Source organism: Streptomyces sp. NPDC088706 (assembly GCF_044752765.1).
GTDB lineage: Bacteria > Actinomycetota > Actinomycetes > Streptomycetales > Streptomycetaceae > Streptomyces.
The window spans coordinates 651,654-667,747 of the sequence record NZ_JBIVLW010000001.1; the positions used below are offsets into that span (position 1 = coordinate 651,654).

At 65.3% G+C, this 16,094-nt stretch carries 13 protein-coding genes; 3 read left to right on the forward strand and 10 right to left on the reverse strand.

The window, feature by feature from the left end; genetic code table 11:
* Positions 1–3 precede the first annotated feature (3 nt).
* Together ACIQAK_RS03025 and ACIQAK_RS03030 are read right to left on the reverse strand one after the other, a co-directional pair.
* The gene (locus ACIQAK_RS03025; protein WP_366388061.1) at positions 4–2,757 is read right to left on the reverse strand and encodes a hypothetical protein; all 2,754 of its coding nucleotides are present in this window, start codon (positions 2,755–2,757) and stop codon (positions 4–6) included.
* A 122-nt stretch (positions 2,758–2,879) separates the two neighbouring features.
* On the reverse strand, positions 2,880–6,098 hold the full coding sequence (locus ACIQAK_RS03030) for a helicase-related protein (protein ID WP_366388060.1): 3,219 nt from the start codon (positions 6,096–6,098) through the stop codon (positions 2,880–2,882).
* Positions 6,099–6,741: 643 nt separating this feature from the next.
* On the opposite strand from ACIQAK_RS03030, the gene aspS reads away from it, so the two are divergent.
* Entirely contained in the window at positions 6,742–8,058 is a 1,317-nt protein-coding gene (aspS, locus tag ACIQAK_RS03035) for an aspartate--tRNA(Asn) ligase (protein WP_366388059.1), read from the forward strand.
* A 118-nt stretch (positions 8,059–8,176) separates the two neighbouring features.
* On the opposite strand, the gene ACIQAK_RS03040 is transcribed toward aspS, so the two are convergent.
* The 7 genes from ACIQAK_RS03040 to ACIQAK_RS03070 all read right to left on the reverse strand — a co-directional run bounded on the left by ACIQAK_RS03040 (position 8,177) and on the right by ACIQAK_RS03070 (position 13,454).
* On the reverse strand, positions 8,177–8,803 hold the full coding sequence (locus tag ACIQAK_RS03040; RefSeq protein ID WP_401847756.1) for an ATP-binding protein: 627 nt from the start codon (positions 8,801–8,803) through the stop codon (positions 8,177–8,179).
* A 13-nt stretch (positions 8,804–8,816) separates the two neighbouring features.
* Complete coding sequence (locus ACIQAK_RS03045; protein WP_366388058.1) at positions 8,817–9,554, reverse strand: methyltransferase domain-containing protein; 738 nt, start codon at positions 9,552–9,554, stop codon at positions 8,817–8,819.
* A gap of 59 nt (positions 9,555–9,613) precedes the next feature.
* Positions 9,614–11,008 carry a hypothetical protein gene (locus ACIQAK_RS03050; protein WP_366388598.1) on the reverse strand — a complete coding sequence of 465 codons (1,395 nt, stop codon included), beginning with the start codon at positions 11,006–11,008 and terminating at the stop codon, positions 9,614–9,616.
* Between the two features lie 2 nt (positions 11,009–11,010).
* Entirely contained in the window at positions 11,011–11,775 is a 765-nt protein-coding gene (locus ACIQAK_RS03055; RefSeq protein ID WP_366388057.1) for a hypothetical protein, read from the reverse strand.
* 40 nt (positions 11,776–11,815) lie between these two features.
* The gene (locus tag ACIQAK_RS03060; RefSeq protein WP_366388056.1) at positions 11,816–12,400 is read right to left on the reverse strand and encodes a CYTH domain-containing protein; all 585 of its coding nucleotides are present in this window, start codon (positions 12,398–12,400) and stop codon (positions 11,816–11,818) included.
* A 164-nt stretch (positions 12,401–12,564) separates the two neighbouring features.
* Positions 12,565–12,864 (reverse strand): hypothetical protein, encoded by a 300-nt coding sequence (locus ACIQAK_RS03065; RefSeq protein ID WP_366388055.1) that lies wholly within the window; start codon positions 12,862–12,864, stop codon positions 12,565–12,567.
* 80 nt (positions 12,865–12,944) lie between these two features.
* Positions 12,945–13,454: a nucleoside-diphosphate kinase gene (locus ACIQAK_RS03070; RefSeq protein WP_366388054.1), complete on the reverse strand. Its 510-nt coding sequence runs from the start codon at positions 13,452–13,454 to the stop codon at positions 12,945–12,947.
* Between the two features lie 408 nt (positions 13,455–13,862).
* Here ACIQAK_RS03070 and ACIQAK_RS03075 point away from each other — a divergent pair, with 408 nt between their 5' ends.
* Both ACIQAK_RS03075 and ACIQAK_RS03080 read left to right on the forward strand, forming a co-directional pair.
* Entirely contained in the window at positions 13,863–14,522 is a 660-nt protein-coding gene (locus ACIQAK_RS03075; RefSeq protein ID WP_366388053.1) for an NUDIX hydrolase, read from the forward strand.
* Positions 14,519–14,932 (forward strand): NUDIX hydrolase, encoded by a 414-nt coding sequence (locus tag ACIQAK_RS03080; RefSeq protein ID WP_366388052.1) that lies wholly within the window; start codon positions 14,519–14,521, stop codon positions 14,930–14,932. Before ACIQAK_RS03075 ends, ACIQAK_RS03080 begins: the two co-directional genes overlap by 4 nt.
* A 615-nt stretch (positions 14,933–15,547) precedes the next feature.
* Here the strand turns inward: ACIQAK_RS03080 and ACIQAK_RS03085 are convergent.
* Complete coding sequence (locus ACIQAK_RS03085; RefSeq protein ID WP_366388051.1) at positions 15,548–16,087, reverse strand: hypothetical protein; 540 nt, start codon at positions 16,085–16,087, stop codon at positions 15,548–15,550.
* Between the last annotated feature and the right edge of the window lie 7 nt (positions 16,088–16,094).

Genomic DNA, 16,094 nt, shown 5'->3' on the forward strand with positions numbered 1-16,094 from the left:
CTCCTAGAAGAGGCTGATCTGATTGCGGCTGTGCGGCACAACAGCTGGTGCTGTGGGCGTGGTCGCGGCGGATGCCTGCACCGTGCCGCGATTCCGTTTGATGGCGGCGAGGGCAACCGCGACGGGGTCCGAACCGGGGAGTTTGGCAGCAACCCAGTCGACAACTGCCCACAGATGTGCGTCGGTCGGTGACAATTCTGCGTCAGCAACAACGGCTGCAACAGCCTCAGTGCCTGACGACCACCGGGCCGCCATCGCGCGGATCACCTCGTACACGCTCGATGACGGTGTGACCTTCTCTGGGGCATCGTGCCGCAGCCGGTACCCCGCCTTGGTCTCCAGGAGAATCGGGCCCCGCAGATCCTCAAGACGAAGGTCGTCCGACTGGGCGAAGAACCGAGCTTCGCCCTTCGGTACGTCCGCGCGCCCATAAAGCTCATGCCAGAAGACCGCGAGGCGTGTGTGCGGGTCGAATGTCTCCAAAGGCAACTCATCAAGCCGCAAAGCGACTGCGTCCCGCACCGCCCGACGTGCCAGAGTCATGTAGTGCTCAAGCGCGACCCGCTCGCCACTTGGGGTGATCACCCGCTCATAGCGGCCGACAATCGCGAGCGCCGCCCCGTATGAGGCCATGAGTTGGTCCTCCAGCGCAAGTCCATCGATGTCCCAACCTCGACAGCGGGCTTTGACGTCAGCAACCACGTCCGCGTCGACCTGAGCAGCGATTCCGATTGGCCGGCGACTCGGTGCGACACGGGCACCGATCGACACAGTGACGGAGATCGTGGCTACGCCCGTGACCGCGGTCTCCGTCCTCGAAGGCCACGAAGACGTTACGACGAACCCGGCATCTGTCAGCGCAGTGAGCAGCCTCTTCCAAGCTTCTGGGTCCGAATGTCCAAAGATCACCGTCAGGTGTCCGTCAGACTTGAGAACGCGGCGCGCCTCGGTGAACGACCTGGCCAGCATCGCCTCATAACGCTTCTCGCTCGACCTGTGGTCTCCGGCCCCCTTGGCACCCCGGCCCTTCACAATGATCTCTTCGGCTTTGTCTTGCAGCCTGTCAGGACCATCTGCTCTGCCATCAAACAGTTCTGGCATCGCATTCCCCAGCGCACGCTTGAACCACACGTAGAAAAGATCCGACGAATCCGCATAGGCGATCATGTCGTAATACGGGGGGTCGCACACCAATGCATCTACAGTGGCATCTCTGAACGGCAGGGCCACTGCTGATGCCCGCCGAAATCGGCCAGGCCGACCCGACGCATGCGTCTCATCCAGGATCTTCTTGAGTGCATTTACCAGGCTGGCAGAGACAGAGGACCACGTGCCAGGCCCTCCCCCGGGTCCAGCTTCGAGGTAGTCAAATTGATGTTTCACAACTGACTGTGAAGAGAAAATATGATCAGCCTGGCAGCGGTTCTGCGCCGTCCCGCGCCCATTCCCATGGGACAACAGGCCGGCACCTCTGGTGCTGCGCCGAATCTGACGCATGATATTGCTTGCCGCGTAGCTCGCTAGCGCGGCAGCATAGTCACCTGATACAACACTGGACAGGTCTCGATGGATATCAGATATGACGCGCGCCGTAGTGGCGAACAATACTGCCTGGCGGTCATTCATTAGCGATCCGTACGTCGAGTAGCCGTAGCCACTTCCACGCACATTGTCCTTATTTCCATCCGGGATGGCTTCATCCGGCACAGCACGATGGCCGTTGATGGGAGAAAGAATCTCAGGATCAGCGGTGGCCGCGGCCGCAACCTCCTCGGAACGCGGCAACCGAAAGATTTTCTGATTATTTTCAGGGTCGGTCTCACCTACGGCCAGCATTGCATCCTCGTACTGGCCGGCAAATCCCTTTGCTTTGATCACATCGAGCGTGTGCACATGGCCACACGTCGAAAAAGGACAGCGCGCGGACTTACCCCGCTTGCCTTCCGGGGCTGTGAAAGTTCCCTTCTGTGACGGCACTCCCTTGTGGATCTCAATCTTCCAGGCGTCACCATCCCCAAATAGGCGCATGGCCTGCCCTTGGTCACCGGTGCGCACATATGGGTGACGTAGCGCCATTGAGGCGAGCAGCGGGAAACGTCGCCTGCAGCCGTCGCACGGAATCGTGACTGCCCAGAGATACGCCCATAGCAGCGCGCCTTCACGAGTCGGACTTCCCGGGTACAAGGGGGCGACTTCGACAGCAACCCGCCGGCCGACTTCAGCCAGCACAGACCGCACATCGGCCAGCAGTCGAGGCTCCTCCACTGAAATCCCGTCGAGAGCCAGGGTCTCTGATCCCTGCCCCTCTCCGGCCTGGGTCGACCTATCCGGTGCAGGCCATCGCCGACCAGAATCGCCGCCAAACAAGATCGGCGGCTCCTCACTCCAATCACGCAGGGGGTAATCGGCCAGCAGCCTGCCTGCCAAGGTAGCCACGGGTGAAAGGTCCGTGCCAACAGCGGTCGCCCCAGCTCTGGCCGCCTCAAGCGGAATGATGCCACGACCCGAAAACATGTCGAGCACAACAGGGGGCTTATTTGGATACTCAGCCGCAACCTGTTCACGCAATCGCGCCAACGCACCCGCTTCACCAGACTGCACTGCAAGCCTGACATCGGTCCGGTTCTGGGGCGTGTCTGGGAGCAGTGCGCAGAGCACTGCAGCTCGCGCTTGGGCAATTGGCCTCGACGCGAACCAGGTGAACAGAGCCTTTTCACTGCGGCCTGAGCCTGCCGGCGTGGTGACGGCTGCGTCCACCTCAGTGCAAGGAAACCAGGTGTCAATCATTCGTGCCGTTGCATCTGGCACAGCATTTGCATGCACCGTCATTGCGGCACCAGCAGTGCCCATCGTCGCGTTCACGACAGAGCCAGCAGTCACTACTGGTCTCCAATCAGTCTGTTGAGCTCAGAGAGCGGAATCTGAAAGCGTTCGACGCGCCGGTGCCTACTCAGGACAGCGGCGGGATCCTGCTGCCGCAGAACGACGAATGGACGAGTCGCGCAGGTAACGACGACGTAGAGCCAGTACGCATCCGTGCGCTGTTGGGCCTGCGCCCACTCGTTTTGTTCGAGCCAGATGGCCCTTAGGGGACCGCTCTGACCCTTTACCTCGATGAGCCGTTGCTCCCGGGTCACCCGGTGGCGGGCGTACAGGTCGTAGCCCAATCCGGAGCTCTGCCGATCATCAACGTCGTAACCCAGACGTTCGAGCTCTGTGACAACGGTGGTAATGGCAACTTGTTCCGCGTCCGGGTCGTACCCCAGCGTCTCGACCCGCGCTCCACCAGTGACACTCACCCAGCCGACCAGCCGTACGGAACTTGCGCTCACGCCGGCGATCTCGTCGAGCACGGCCTCCCGCGACGACTTCGCCACGGCGAACTGCTCGAGCAGAGCGCGGCGCTCGTCGAGCAGGCGGTCCGCGATCGACTCCTCAAATCGGTATTGAGTGGCGTCTAGTTGAGAACGGGCAGCAACAATCCAGGCCCTTCGCTCCTCTGTGAGGGCCTCAACCTGGCCGCGCAGGGTTTCCCGGGCGGCCTCATGGGCATCGTGACGAACCGCGGGCGGCAGGGAATCAGGGCCTCCTGGACCCGGGTCCTCGACGACTGGTGCGCGGAGCTTCATGAGCGAGTCCCAGGCGACGGGTATCGCCTGGCCAAGAGAACACCGGATGAGCAACGGAGCCTTGCGGATGATCCTGGTACGGCCGTCGTGAACCTGGATGTCTGCATCAAACAGGGTCAGCACGTACGAAGTCAGCGAACCACTGTCAACCAGCGTCGATCCGCGGACAAGATCCGCTTCACCGAGGGAGAGTGCATGTGCCACAAGCTCCTGAAAGGGCTCCTCTGTAGGACCGAGCACGATCACGTCATCCAGGCCAGCTGCACCGTCGTTGATCGCCTGCCGCACCGAGTCACCGGCCGCAGCCACATAGGCGTGCCACATACCACCCAACGCCTGAGGTAATGGTGCGACGGTCGCGGCCACTTCCCGGATGCCCTTGGCTGGTCCCGGCCCTACTCGCCAACTCTCGGTGCGAGCAACCTGCTCCACCATCGCCTCGACGATGATCGGGTTGATGGCCTCCAGCCGGTCTGCTGCAAACCGCTCCAAGGCTTCCGAGATGTTGGCTGGTGTGGCCAGACTCCGCTCCTCGGCGACGAGCGCCTGTGCCGAAGCGATCAGTGTCTGTGTGTCAGGAACGACAACCTCTCGGCCAGCCTGAGCATCCAGCATGGCTTTGCCCCAGTCGAAGCCGGCGCGATCGGCCGTGGCGTCCAGGAGGTCGTAGACCTTGCCTTCGAGAGACTTTCCCGCGTTCTCCAGGTTGGTCAGCATCACCTGCTGTACGCGGCCCTCCCTCGTGTGCGGAGCGACCAGGTGATAGACGTAAACGAGGTTCTCTTGTCCGATTCGATGGAGTCGACCCATTCGCTGCTCAAGACGGACCATCGACCAAGGTAGGTCCCAGTCAACCATCACGTGAGCGGACTGGAGATCAATCCCCTCACCGCCGGCATCGGTGGATACCAGGACTTGGAACTCACCCGCCAGGAAGTCTTCCTGCAGCACGTCTCGGGCTGCGTGATCGACGGATCCTTCAAGGATTCTCGAACTGAAGCCCGCTTCCTCGAAGCGTGCCTGGAGCCATCGCGCAGTGTCAGAGAACTCGCTGAAGACGAGTAGTTGACCCTCGCCCTGACGAAGTCCATGGCGCTCCATGAGCTGCATCAGATGGGACCACTTCGCTGGCGCTTGGGCGGCTTCAGCCCTGCTCAACGTTTCGAGGATGGCGGCGACTTCTGAGAGCTCGCGAGGTTTGTCCTTGGTTCGCGCGGACACGAGCGCCGTCTCTGCTCGCGCCCATGCTTCGTCATCATCTGCCGCAGCACCGAGACCGTGCGCTGTGAGGAGCCCCTCCGGAAGGACAGGCTGGGTACGCTCATGGGCGGCACCCATCAGAGCAGCCTGACGACGACGCAGCGTCGCAGCGACGGCAGACAGCGACGATGCAGCTCGCTTGCCGTAGATCGAGCGTGCCAACGTTGCGGAGTCCGCGTAGAAGATCTCTACGTAGTCCATGACCGCGTCGTACACCGCTGATTCATACGAGTTCAGATCCACCGAAATGGTTTCGGAGAACCGTTGCTTGAACAGCTTCGACCCGTCGTGTCCGACCAGGTCTTCCTTCATGCGACGTAGGAACGACAGCTTCGAAGGAATGAGCGACGTTTCGTAGTCAGTCTTGCGCGGCTCCCACGGGTACAGCGTGGGGTCGAGCAGATTCATCAGAGCGCGGAAGTAGTGCTCTTTGCCGCGATGCGGCGTGGCCGTCATGAGCAGTAGGTGGTGGGAGCAGTCGCCAACCTGGCGTGCCGCGGCGAGGAACTGACTGGTCGGAGTGAGTCGGTGGGCCTCGTCAAAGATCGCCAGGGACCAGGAACTGTGTGAGCCGGCTACCTTGCGGCGAACCTCACCGTTATGGGTGAAGAGGTCCAGAGAGACAAGCCAGGTGTCATAGCGCGGGTCCAGATCGGCCGGGTCTGCTGCGACGGCTGCAGTGATGCGCTTGGCCGTTACCCCGAAGAGGCGCTGGAGGTCTCGCTCCCACTTCGTGACCAAGTGTGCAGGCACGATGATCACGGCACGGCCCTGGATAAGGCCGACCCGACGCCCCTCGGTTAAGTACATCCCAGCCATGATCGTCTTACCGGTTCCGGGCTCGTCACCGAGCAGAAACCGAAGACGCGGCTGAGTAAGCATGTGCCCGTGGACAGCTTCATCCTGGTGGGCGAACGGCTTAAGGGGGCGAGTCGCCAACACTGCGGACCGAATACGAGGTACCGCGTGCTGCATCCAGCGGCCCCATAAGCCAGTCAAGGCCCTGTCTGGATCGCCGCCTCGATCATTAACCGGGATCAGGCCAGCCTCCAGCTGGGAGGCCGTCAGCAGGACGCGCTGGGGAGACCCAGTTGCGTCTACCACGAACAGCTCAACAGTGCCGTCACCGGCATGGTCAGCATCGCGAACGGTGACTAGCGCGCCGTCCACGCGCACCTGTCGACCCTTCTCAGGCAATGCGACTGCCATGTTCCCCCTAAGCGCCGTTCGAGCATCAGGCCACTACGTTCGGCGACCTGCCCCCACGACGAGCGCCCTGACCAGGGAGAGCCTAGCCGCGACTACCTGGTTGCGTACCAGTTCCAGTTGGGCTTGATTCCAAAGACGTAGCGACTCGTCCCGTTACTTCATAGATAGCGATCACATTGATGCCCGGCGGGCGGGCCACGGCGGTGACGCTCTCTCAGCAAGACGGCGGAGGAGCGTGTGGCCGCAGTACCGGAACCGTTGCCGCCGTCGGTGCTCCTGCGCTGACCGATCCGTGATCATGCACGCCATCCAGTCAGGTCTTCCGCCATCCCCGTGATTGCGTTGCAGGAGCCTGATCGTGTCCATATCCTCGTGACCAACGCGTCGACGGAGACGAGTAGCCACGGATCACGCGAGCAGAGAGAGCCGCCGGCAGCTGTGAAGGCGGACTCGCACCCATGGTGAAGACCCTCCCGAGCGCGGGGAGGAAAGGCCCTCGGGCCCAATGCCCCGCCGGTTTGCCCCCGTCATCGGACTGAATGAGGACGCCGCTGTCTGGCGGCGGCAAAGGCGTGGTGGCACCGCGAGTACCCTTCTCGCCCACGCTTCCAAGGGATCATGACGACGCCCCTGGAGGGCTGCGATGATCCACACCACTAGCCGCGTACTGGTTTCCGACCTACGGGCACACCGCGACCAGACCGTCACCGTCTCCGGCTGGGTGAACGCACTCCGGCTGCAGCGCAAGATGCAGTTCGTCATCCTGCGCGACCACTCCGGCATGGCCCAGGTGACCCACAAGCGCGACGGCGGCCGTCTCGAAGCCGTCATCGAATCGCTTACCCCCGAGTCCGCCGTCCGGATCACCGGTCGTGTCGTAGAGGCGGCCCAGGTCAACCTGGGTGGCCTGGAGATCGTCCCCGAGACGATCGAGGTGCTGAACCGGGCGGAGACGCCACTTCCGATCGACGAGCACACCGGCCCCGAGCACCGGCTCGACTGGCGCTTCCTCGACGTACGCAAGCGGGCCACCGCGCAGATGGTGTTCGCCGCGCAGACGACCCTGGAGCAGGGGCTGCGCGAGTACGCCATGCAGAACGGCTGCACGGAGATGCACACGCCGAAGCTGATGGGCACCGCCTCGGAGTCCGGCGCGGAGGTGTTCAAGCTCGGCTACTTCGACCGCTCGGCCTACCTCGCGCAGTCACCGCAGTTCTACAAGCAGATGGCCGTGGCCGCCGGCATCGACAGGGTCTTCGAGATCGGTCCCGTCTTCCGGGCCGAGCCGTCGTACACCTCACGCCACGCGACCGAGTTCACCGGCGTGGACGTCGAGCTGTCATGGATCGACGACATCGAGGACGTGATGGCGTTCGAGGAGCGGATGCTCGCCCACGCCATCGCGAAGGTCGCCGAGGTTCACGGTGAGGCGATCCGGAAGGTCTTCGGTATCGACAGCGTCGTGCCGGAGACTCCGTTCCCCAGGATCACGATGGCCGAGACACAGGAGATCCTGCGGGCCGACGGCTGGGACCCTGAAGGCGTCAAGGAGGACCTGGACCCGGAAGGTGAGCGCACCATCGCCGCCCGCATGAAGGAGCTCACGGGCCACGAGTTCGTGTTCATCACGCACTACCCGGCCAGCATCCGGCCCTTCTACCACATGCGTCCGGCGGACCGGCCGGACCTCACGCTCAGCTTCGACCTGCTCTGGAAGGGCCTGGAGATCACCACCGGGGCCCAGCGTGAGCACCGCTCCGACGTGCTGCTCAAGCAGGCGGAGGAGAAGAGCATGGACACCGAGCCGATGCAGGACTACATGAACATCTTCCGCTTCGGGTGCCCGCCCCACGGCGGCCTCGGCGCCGGCCTGGGCCGGATCCTGATGGTCATGCTCGGCCTGGACTCGATCCGCGAGGCCGCGTTCCTATTCCGGGGACCGAACCGCCTCACCCCCTGACCGTAGCCGTGCACGCTGCATAGGGTTCGGGACCGGTCGAGGCGCTGCCACCGAAGCCATGGACTTGCTGCTGTCGCTTGCTGTGTGGCCCCGTCGGTCCCGTCCCAGTGCGCCGCGCCTAGAGCTCCCGAAGTGCTGTCAGGACCTGCCCCAGCAGCAGCGGGTTCGTCTCCTCTTGGCCATTGCGCTGCTCACCGAGGGCCCCTACCGGCCGGGCCGGGATCTCGGCCCACACGAATTTCCCGGGGTGCGGGTGCCGGGAGTAGTAGCCCCAACGGCTGGCCATAGCTGAAGTGAGGAGGAGTCCGCGACCTCCGGTGGCGCTGTCGCTCGGCGCGCGGGGCATTGGCGGGCGGGGGTCGCTGTCGCCGACGAGTAGAACTACCCCTGCGTTGGCAGGCCAGAGCCTGAGCAGGATCGTGCCGGGAACTGCCGAGTCGGGGGCTGCGGTGCCTGGTGAGCGTGCGTGGCGGATGGCATTGGTGGCGAGCTCCGAGACGAGGAGACGGGCCACCTCGGTTCCTTCGGCCGGGAAGCGCCAGCTTCGGAGGACGTCGACCGTGTGGCGGCGGGGCCAGGCTACGGCGTTGGGTGTGGCCGCGAGCATGAGATCGCTGACGGCTGGGAGGGGCTGGCTCATGCGGGTGGCTCCCTCGGCGGCGTGGCCGGGTGGGGTGCGGTGTGCCGTGGATAGTGGGCAGAGACGGCCCCCGGGCGGCGGGAGGGGCGCCTCCCGGGGGCTCATCGGCTCTCAAGGGCTACTTCGTCGCGATCACGTAGACGCTGCCCCAGCGACGCTTCGGGTTGGCCATGGTGGAGTCGAAGGTCCACGGCTCGACGGTGGTGAAGCCCGCCTCGGTGAAGAGCTGGACGAGCTTCTCGTCGTCGTAGGCCCACAGGTGCTGGGTGTACGTGGGGTCATCGTCTTGGTCGCGGAAGACAAGGTTGACGAGATCGAGCTGAGTGTTGATGTCGCCGAGGCAGTTCCGCTTCGCGTACCAACGCTCGATCATCTCGGCAAAGGCGTCGAGGGAGCCCGGGTAGCGGCTGAGGGCAAAGGCGGCGTCGGGGACGCCCGTGATGATCTGGCCACCGGGCGCGAGAACACGGTGGGCCTCGACGGCGTACTGCTTGGCCGAGCGAGGGTAGTCGATGTGCTCCAGGAAGTGCTCGGAGAACAGCGTCTGGGCGGTGTTGTCGTGCAGCGGGATGCCCTCGCGGACGTCCCAGAGAAGGTCGGCCGGCGGGACAGCGTCGATGTTGAAGAAGCCGTCGATCCGGTGAGCACCGCCACCGATCTGGACATTGGCGGGCTTGTGGTCGATACGGCCGTTGGGCCAGGCGCGCCGGCTCGTGTGGTGGTAGCGGTGCAGTTCGATTTCGCGGGCGGCGGCGCGGAGGCCGCGGGCGAGCCCGTGAGTCGTGGCCGGGTCGTCGAGGAGAGAGGCGATCTGCTCGCCGAGGAGGTCGACCGAGGGCATGCCGGAGATGCACATGACAGGGCTCCTGATCATGAAGGGTCTGAGTGAGGTGGTGCTGTGGGTGACGTGGTGGACTACGCGGCGCTGGGCGCCGGAGCGGTCCACTGCTTGTTGCGCATCAGCGTGTACTTGATGTCCACCAGGCGCGGGGCGATGGTGAGGGAGAGCTCCTCAGCCGGGTGGAGGTGGCCGGTGTCGTCCTGCTCGGCGCGCCAGATGCGGTAGGCCAGGTTGGGGTAAGCCGGGTTGATGCCGATCTCGCCCTTGGGCATCGTGCCGTTGAACGGAGCCACGATGTCCATGTGGTTCCAGTAGTTCCAGGCTTGCAGCGCCTTGTACTGGTCGAAGTAGAAGTAGAAGTCGGGGTAGCGGCCGAAGGTACGCAGCTCCCGGTGGATGAGGTGGCCCAGGAGCGGGCCGAGCTGGGTGACGAGGGCGTCGAACTCCCAGCGGGTGTGGTGCCAGGCTTCAGGGATCTCGCCGTGGGTGAAGAGCCGCGCGGCCACGAGGTGGCTGATGCGCTCGACGAGGTACGTGGCGGCGTGCTTGGGGTTGATGGCGGGATCGACACGGCGAAGGCGCGCGGCCAACTCGTCGGGCCGGGGGCGGAACTTCGCGAGGTCGAACTTGCCGGACAGGGCAGGGAAGGAGGCAAACAGCAGCTCCTTGTAGAGCCAGTTGTTCAGCTCCCCCAGTTCCGCCAGGCGGCGGGTGTGGCGCGACGTGGAGTGGAGCATCAGGTACTCCGCCACCGCTTCGAAGTAGAGGTAGCCGAGGATCGGCAGGCGGGGAATGGTCTCGTCGAGCTGCCGGAGGAATGCTTCCGGGGCGATGGCTGTGCCCTGATAGGCCACGGCGGCGGCGGCGGCGAGGAAGGCGGCTGAGTTCTTGACGCGGGCCACGACGGTCTCGCGGAGCTGGTGACGCTCGTTCTTGCTGAGCAGGTACTCGAGGTGGCTGTAGATCTGCAGATGGATGACGCCCAGCCGGAGGTAGTCGATGCCGGCCAGCCCCCGGTACGACTCCGGCGGCGTGTCGATCTCGATGATCAGTGGGGTGGGCCTGCGGTCGGTGACGCCGAGCTTGGCCAGGAAGGCCGGTGCCTCCCTGGTCAGGACGTACGCGGCCAGGTTGTGCATGCGGAAGCCCTGCTCGGTGGGCGTGAGCGGGGCGCAGTAGATGCTTCCGACGAGGCAGCCGCCGGAAGGGTAGAGCATGCCCTCCTGGTTGATCTCCTCGAGCGCGTGGGTGACGTGGAGGAGGTGCAGCTTGCCTTCGCTGCTCAGGGCGTCGAAGAGGGAGTTGTGGCGCAGCAGCCGGCCGTTCGGGGTGCCCTCCGCGAGGCGCTGGTCCCATGCGGCGGCCTGGGCCGTGAGCGGGTCGACGGGATCGACGAGGCTGGGGATCAGGCCGCTGCCGTAGAAGGCGTGGGCATCGCCCCACAGGTGGTAGGTGTCGAGGAACTCCATGGTCACACCAGCCCTGCCTCGGCCAGCGCGAAGCGGACGGCCTCAGGACTGCTGGCCCCTGCCAGGTGGGCCTTCTCGGAGGTGAGGACCAGGTCGAAGGCCAGGCCGCGGTACTGGTCGAAGGCCGGCTCGCGGACGTGCCGGGCGTCCGGCCACCAGGTGGCCTTCGGGAGCCGGTACCGGTCGAGGGCGTCGGCGGCCTTCAGGATGTCCGCCAGCGACTCCACCTTCGAGTGGTCGTGCCAGTCGTAGGCGGTGAAGGCGTCGTACGGGACGTCGTGCAGGCGGACGGCGGTCGCCGCCTGCACGATCCGGCGGGGGCTGGCCGCGAGGCCGAAGTGGCCCCACACGGTGTCCGCGTTCGCGGCGAGCCAGGTGGCTGCCCGGGCGCCGTGCCCCTGGTCGTCCTTGTCGTGACGGCGCTGGCAGTCGTGGACGGCCGCGGCCACGACCACCGTGGCGGTGTCGGCGTCGTCGAGCCCACCAATCTCGGCGAGCACGGCGGTCAGCGCAGCGGTGCGCATGCTGTGGCGAACGCCATGGATCGAGGTGTACAGGCGCGGTGTCACCATCCATGCGGCCGGCAACGCCGACTGCTCGATCAGGGTCTGCGCGGCCGGGGCCAAGGCCAGCGGCGCCGACTCGGTGAAGTCGGGCCGGTTCTCCTCGATCCACTCGACGGTGGCCCGATCCATGTACTGGTGGAGCGGCAGCTGCCGACGGGCAGCCTGGTCGATCAGGGTTGCGGTTGCTGGGGTCGTGCTCATCTGTGCCCACCCCCTTGGTGGTCTCCGCGGTGACGTGCTCCTACCTGAGGGGCGCGGCCTGCTGCTCACGCTCCTTGCGCTCCTGCTCAGCGGCCTCGAAGGCAGCGGTGAAGTCGGCCAGCTCCTGCTCGGACATCAGCGTGACGCCCAGCTTCACGGCCACGTCCGTGATCCTGGCCTGCGCCTCGTCTCGGGCTGCGTCCGAGGCGCCGTCGTCGAGCAGCAGCTCGAATTCGGCGTGGTAGCCCCATGCCTCGCTCCACTTGACCGCGATCTCGACACCGTCAAAGCGGAAGTTGTGGCGGAAGTTGAATGCCTGGTGCATGGCCATCTCGAAGCCAAGGGCGTTGAACACGCGGACCGCGGCCGGTACGTCGGCGGGGGAGATCGCGAACTCGGTCTCCGCGAAGGCGGCACCCTGCCCGATCTTGCTGCCCTTGAGGGTGATTTTGGCGGTGCCGGCGGCCGTGTTGTCGGTGACCTTCAGCAGTTGGTCCGGCAGCACGTAGAAGTAGATGTGCTTGTCGTCGTTACCCAGGTCCTCGCCGTCCACCTTCAGGCGGGTGGCCAGCTGGGCGTGTGCTTCCTTGGTGAAGCGGGCTCGCATCTCGATCTCGACAGCCACGGGGTGGCGCCTCCTCGTTTCAGGCATGGCGAAGCCAGCCGGACCCTGCCAAAGGGGCCCTGTCCGGTTGGCCAGGCGCTGTGGAATTGACGTTCAGGATGGGGTGGGGCTGGGTGGTGTGGCCGGGTAGGGCCCAGCCACACCACTCGTAGATCTATGCCGTTTCAGCCCAGGTCGCCGAAGCGGGCCTGGACCACACCTGAGTGCAGGTACGTGGGCAGATGGACGCCACCCACCGACGGGCGGTTTGTGGCGACCTGCTCCTCCGTCTCGCTGGGGAAACCCTCCAGGAGACGGAGGCACTGCTGCACCCACTCACGCGACGCGGGCCAGTCACCCAGGTCGCGGTGGCGCACTGCCAGGGCGTAGGCAGTCTCGGCCGCCGCCCAGCGGTCACTCACCAGCTCGCGCTGGAAGATCGACTCCAGTTCGTCGGCGGACGCCAGGCGGGTCTGGTTGGTCATGGTGCCCTCTCAGATCAAACGTTCGTACCCCAGTGCTGTTCAACGCGTCGGCGTCCCACCGGTGACGCCGTAGTCCGCTGTCAGTACGTGTAGATCTCGGCCAGCGTCTTGTAGTCCTGCAGCTCGTCCTTGTCGAACCACAGCTCCACCTCCTGCTTGGCCTCCTCCGCGTTGCCGGAGGCGTGCACTAGGTTCGCGACTGCCTTGCCGGAGGCGATGCTGGCCGCGGCGCTGTAGTGCGAGAGGTCACCTCGTACGGTGCCGGCCGGAGCCTGGTTCGGGTAGGTACTTCCGACGATCTTGCGGACCGTGGCGATGGCGTCGTAGCCCTCCAGCACCAGGGCGATTACCGGCCCCTGCTGCATGAATGTGGAGGTGACGTTATAGACCTCCGATCCGAGCCGTTCTTCCAGGTCGAAGTAGTGGCGGCGAGTAAATTCCGCGTCCATCCACTTCATCTTGGTGCCGACGATCTTCAGCGCGGCGTCCTCGAACCGCGTGATGATCCTGCCTGCCAGGCCACGCGCCAGCGCATCGGGCTTCAGCAGGACGAGCGTGCGCTCTACGGTGTGTGCCTGATCCTCGGGCATTGTCTCCCTTTCGCCTTGCTAGCAACCGGAGATGACGGGCAATCAGCCGTCACCCGCTGAGGTTACCGGCGTCGGCGAACCGGCCAGGCCGGGCGGCGGTGTCCTGCGGCAGTCAGAGGCGGATACGGCCTCTGCGGGTACTGGATCAAGGAATCGAATCGAGCCAACTTTCCTGTCCCCCCTATCCAGATCGAGCACGCATCTAAAATGTCCCTGTGGTCGTCCGGCACCTGTGTACATCTCCGTCGGGCCCCGGATCCGGAATGTTGATCAGGTGATTTCCGCCCCGGTAACTCCGATTCTTCCGGGGCGCGCCTTGCACGACCATGAAGCGCCAGTGCAGTTGGAGTGCACCTTCAGCGCACGCGGGTTCCTGCACCGAGAGCGGCGACGACGAAGGGGCGGCGTGTGGAGGTCATCGAGCTCTGGAGCGGGCGGTACGCGTGCATGCTTCAGTCCGCGCTCCGGCTCACCAACGAACAGTTCGCTGCCCAGCTCGGCATCGCCGTCCGAACCGTCGCGGCCTGGCATTCCGACGCCGCCGTCGTACCGCGCAAGGAGATGCAGCAGCTCCTCGACTCAGCGCATGAACGGGCGCCGTCGACAGCCCGCCAGCGGTTCGCCCTCCTGGTCGCGAACGAGCGCAGGGCGGCGGCGCCCAGTCCGGCGGGCGCGCAGGCACTCCGGGTCGCCATTGCCGTGGTCACCCGCGACGACCAGGTCCTGCTGGTGTGCCGGCGACACGACGATGCGTCCGGCATCACGTGGCAGTTCCCCGCCGGCGTGATCAAGCCCGGAGGCAAGGCCGAGACCACCACGGTGCGGGAAACCCTGGATGAGACGGGGGTCCACTGCGCCGTACGTCAGCACCTGGGTAGTCGCCTACACCCTGTGACCGGCGTGCTGTGCGAGTACTTCCTGTGCGAGTACCTGGCAGGCGAGGCCGCCAACGCCGACGCCGCGGAGAACGCGGACGTCATGTGGGTTCCGAAAAACTCACTCACCCGGTTCATCCCCGTCGATACGATCTTCCCACCCATCCTGGCTGTCTTGGAGGAGCAGACGTGACGCAGCAGAACTCTGACGAGCGGCCGGGCATCGCCGCGGCCATCGTGGTGCACGAGGGACGCGTGCTCATGGTGCGGCGCCGGGTCAGCGAGGGCCAGCTCTCCTGGCAGTTCCCGGCTGGCGAGGTTGAGCCCGGCGAGGCCCGCGAGGACGCCGCCGTACGTGAGACCCAGGAGGAGACAGGCCTGACCGTGAAGGCGGTGAAGCTGCTCGGCGAGCGGGTTCACCCCGCCACCAGCCGACTGATGTCCTACACCGCCTGCGAGGTGGTCGACGGCCATGCACACGTCGCGGACACCGAGGAACTGGCGGAACTCGCTTGGGTCACCCATGCCGAGATCCCGCAGTACGTCCCCTACGGCCTGTTCGAGCCTGTGCAGGAGCACTTGGACGCCGCCCTCCATCGCTGACGCCGGCCATCCGGTGTCGGGATCCATACCGCAGGCGCGGACGGCGCTGGCACGGTACGCCGGGGGTTGCTGTTTTCGTCGAGGTGCGCGCCCACAGACACTTCGGATCTGCGAGCGGGCGGTCCACCGACGCGTCGTCTCGACCGGCGAGGGCCGCCGCGGTTGCTACGTCGATCGGGATTCCCAGTTCCGGTCTCCCCATCGGCCGCACCGTGGCCGCTCTCCTCGAACGGTGGCAGCAGCACGGCTTCCTCGTCCATCCCCCACCCCTCTTCCCATACCTCTGCTTTCGCCCTGACTCGGCAGACGGAACACCGGAGGCCTAACCCGCGTCCGTCGGCTGCGATCGTCGGGCGGGCTCGCCCACAGGCCTGAAGCACTGCCGGGCCTTCAAGCCAGCAGGTGCAGAGGCCACCCCTACGGCAACCCTTGCCGATTCAGTCGATGCGTGACCGGCGTCTACTTCCGGACCGCAGGTTGCCTGCGGTCCGGAAGCAGTCGTTCGTCAGGGCGGGCAGATGGGACAAGGACCGGTCCCCCACGATGGGAAAATGGGCAGAAGAGGAAACGTTCAATTCGCGCGCCGCAAGGACCCTGACGACCAGCCCAACGCGTCTAGGCCGCGGTGGAGTCACGACGCGCTTGGAGCACCCTGTACGGGGCGAGCTCGCGACGAATGTGTTCAGGGATCGGGCTGCCAGTGGCTGCCACTCGTGCGGCGATTTCCGCCTCCCTCTGCCAGCCAGTCAACTGGGGCAGATCGGTCGGCGGGGCGCTGCCCGATGCCACTGCCTGACGATCAGCCCGGAGCTTGGCCAGGTACGCTGCGCTGTTATCGGGGTCGACGTTCGGGACCGGATCGATGTGCCGGTGCAGAAGCTCGGCACGGCGGCGGGACCAGGCGCCAAGGATGTCGGTCAGTTCCACACACCGGTATTGGGCTGTGCGGTCACCTCCTTGCTGCTCGTAGAAGCTGTCTACGGCGCGAGCCGCGTCCCAGCGGACGGTTTCAACGGTCGCAGGGACGCCAGCGAGGGCATTGCCCCAAGACCTGATGGTCTCGGCAGCCTGCTGCTGTGTGGACATCAGGCGGCGCAGGCGACTGTCAATCGTTCCGGCGTGGTTGAGAAGCGCGGCGACCTCCTTGAGATTCAATTCAGGC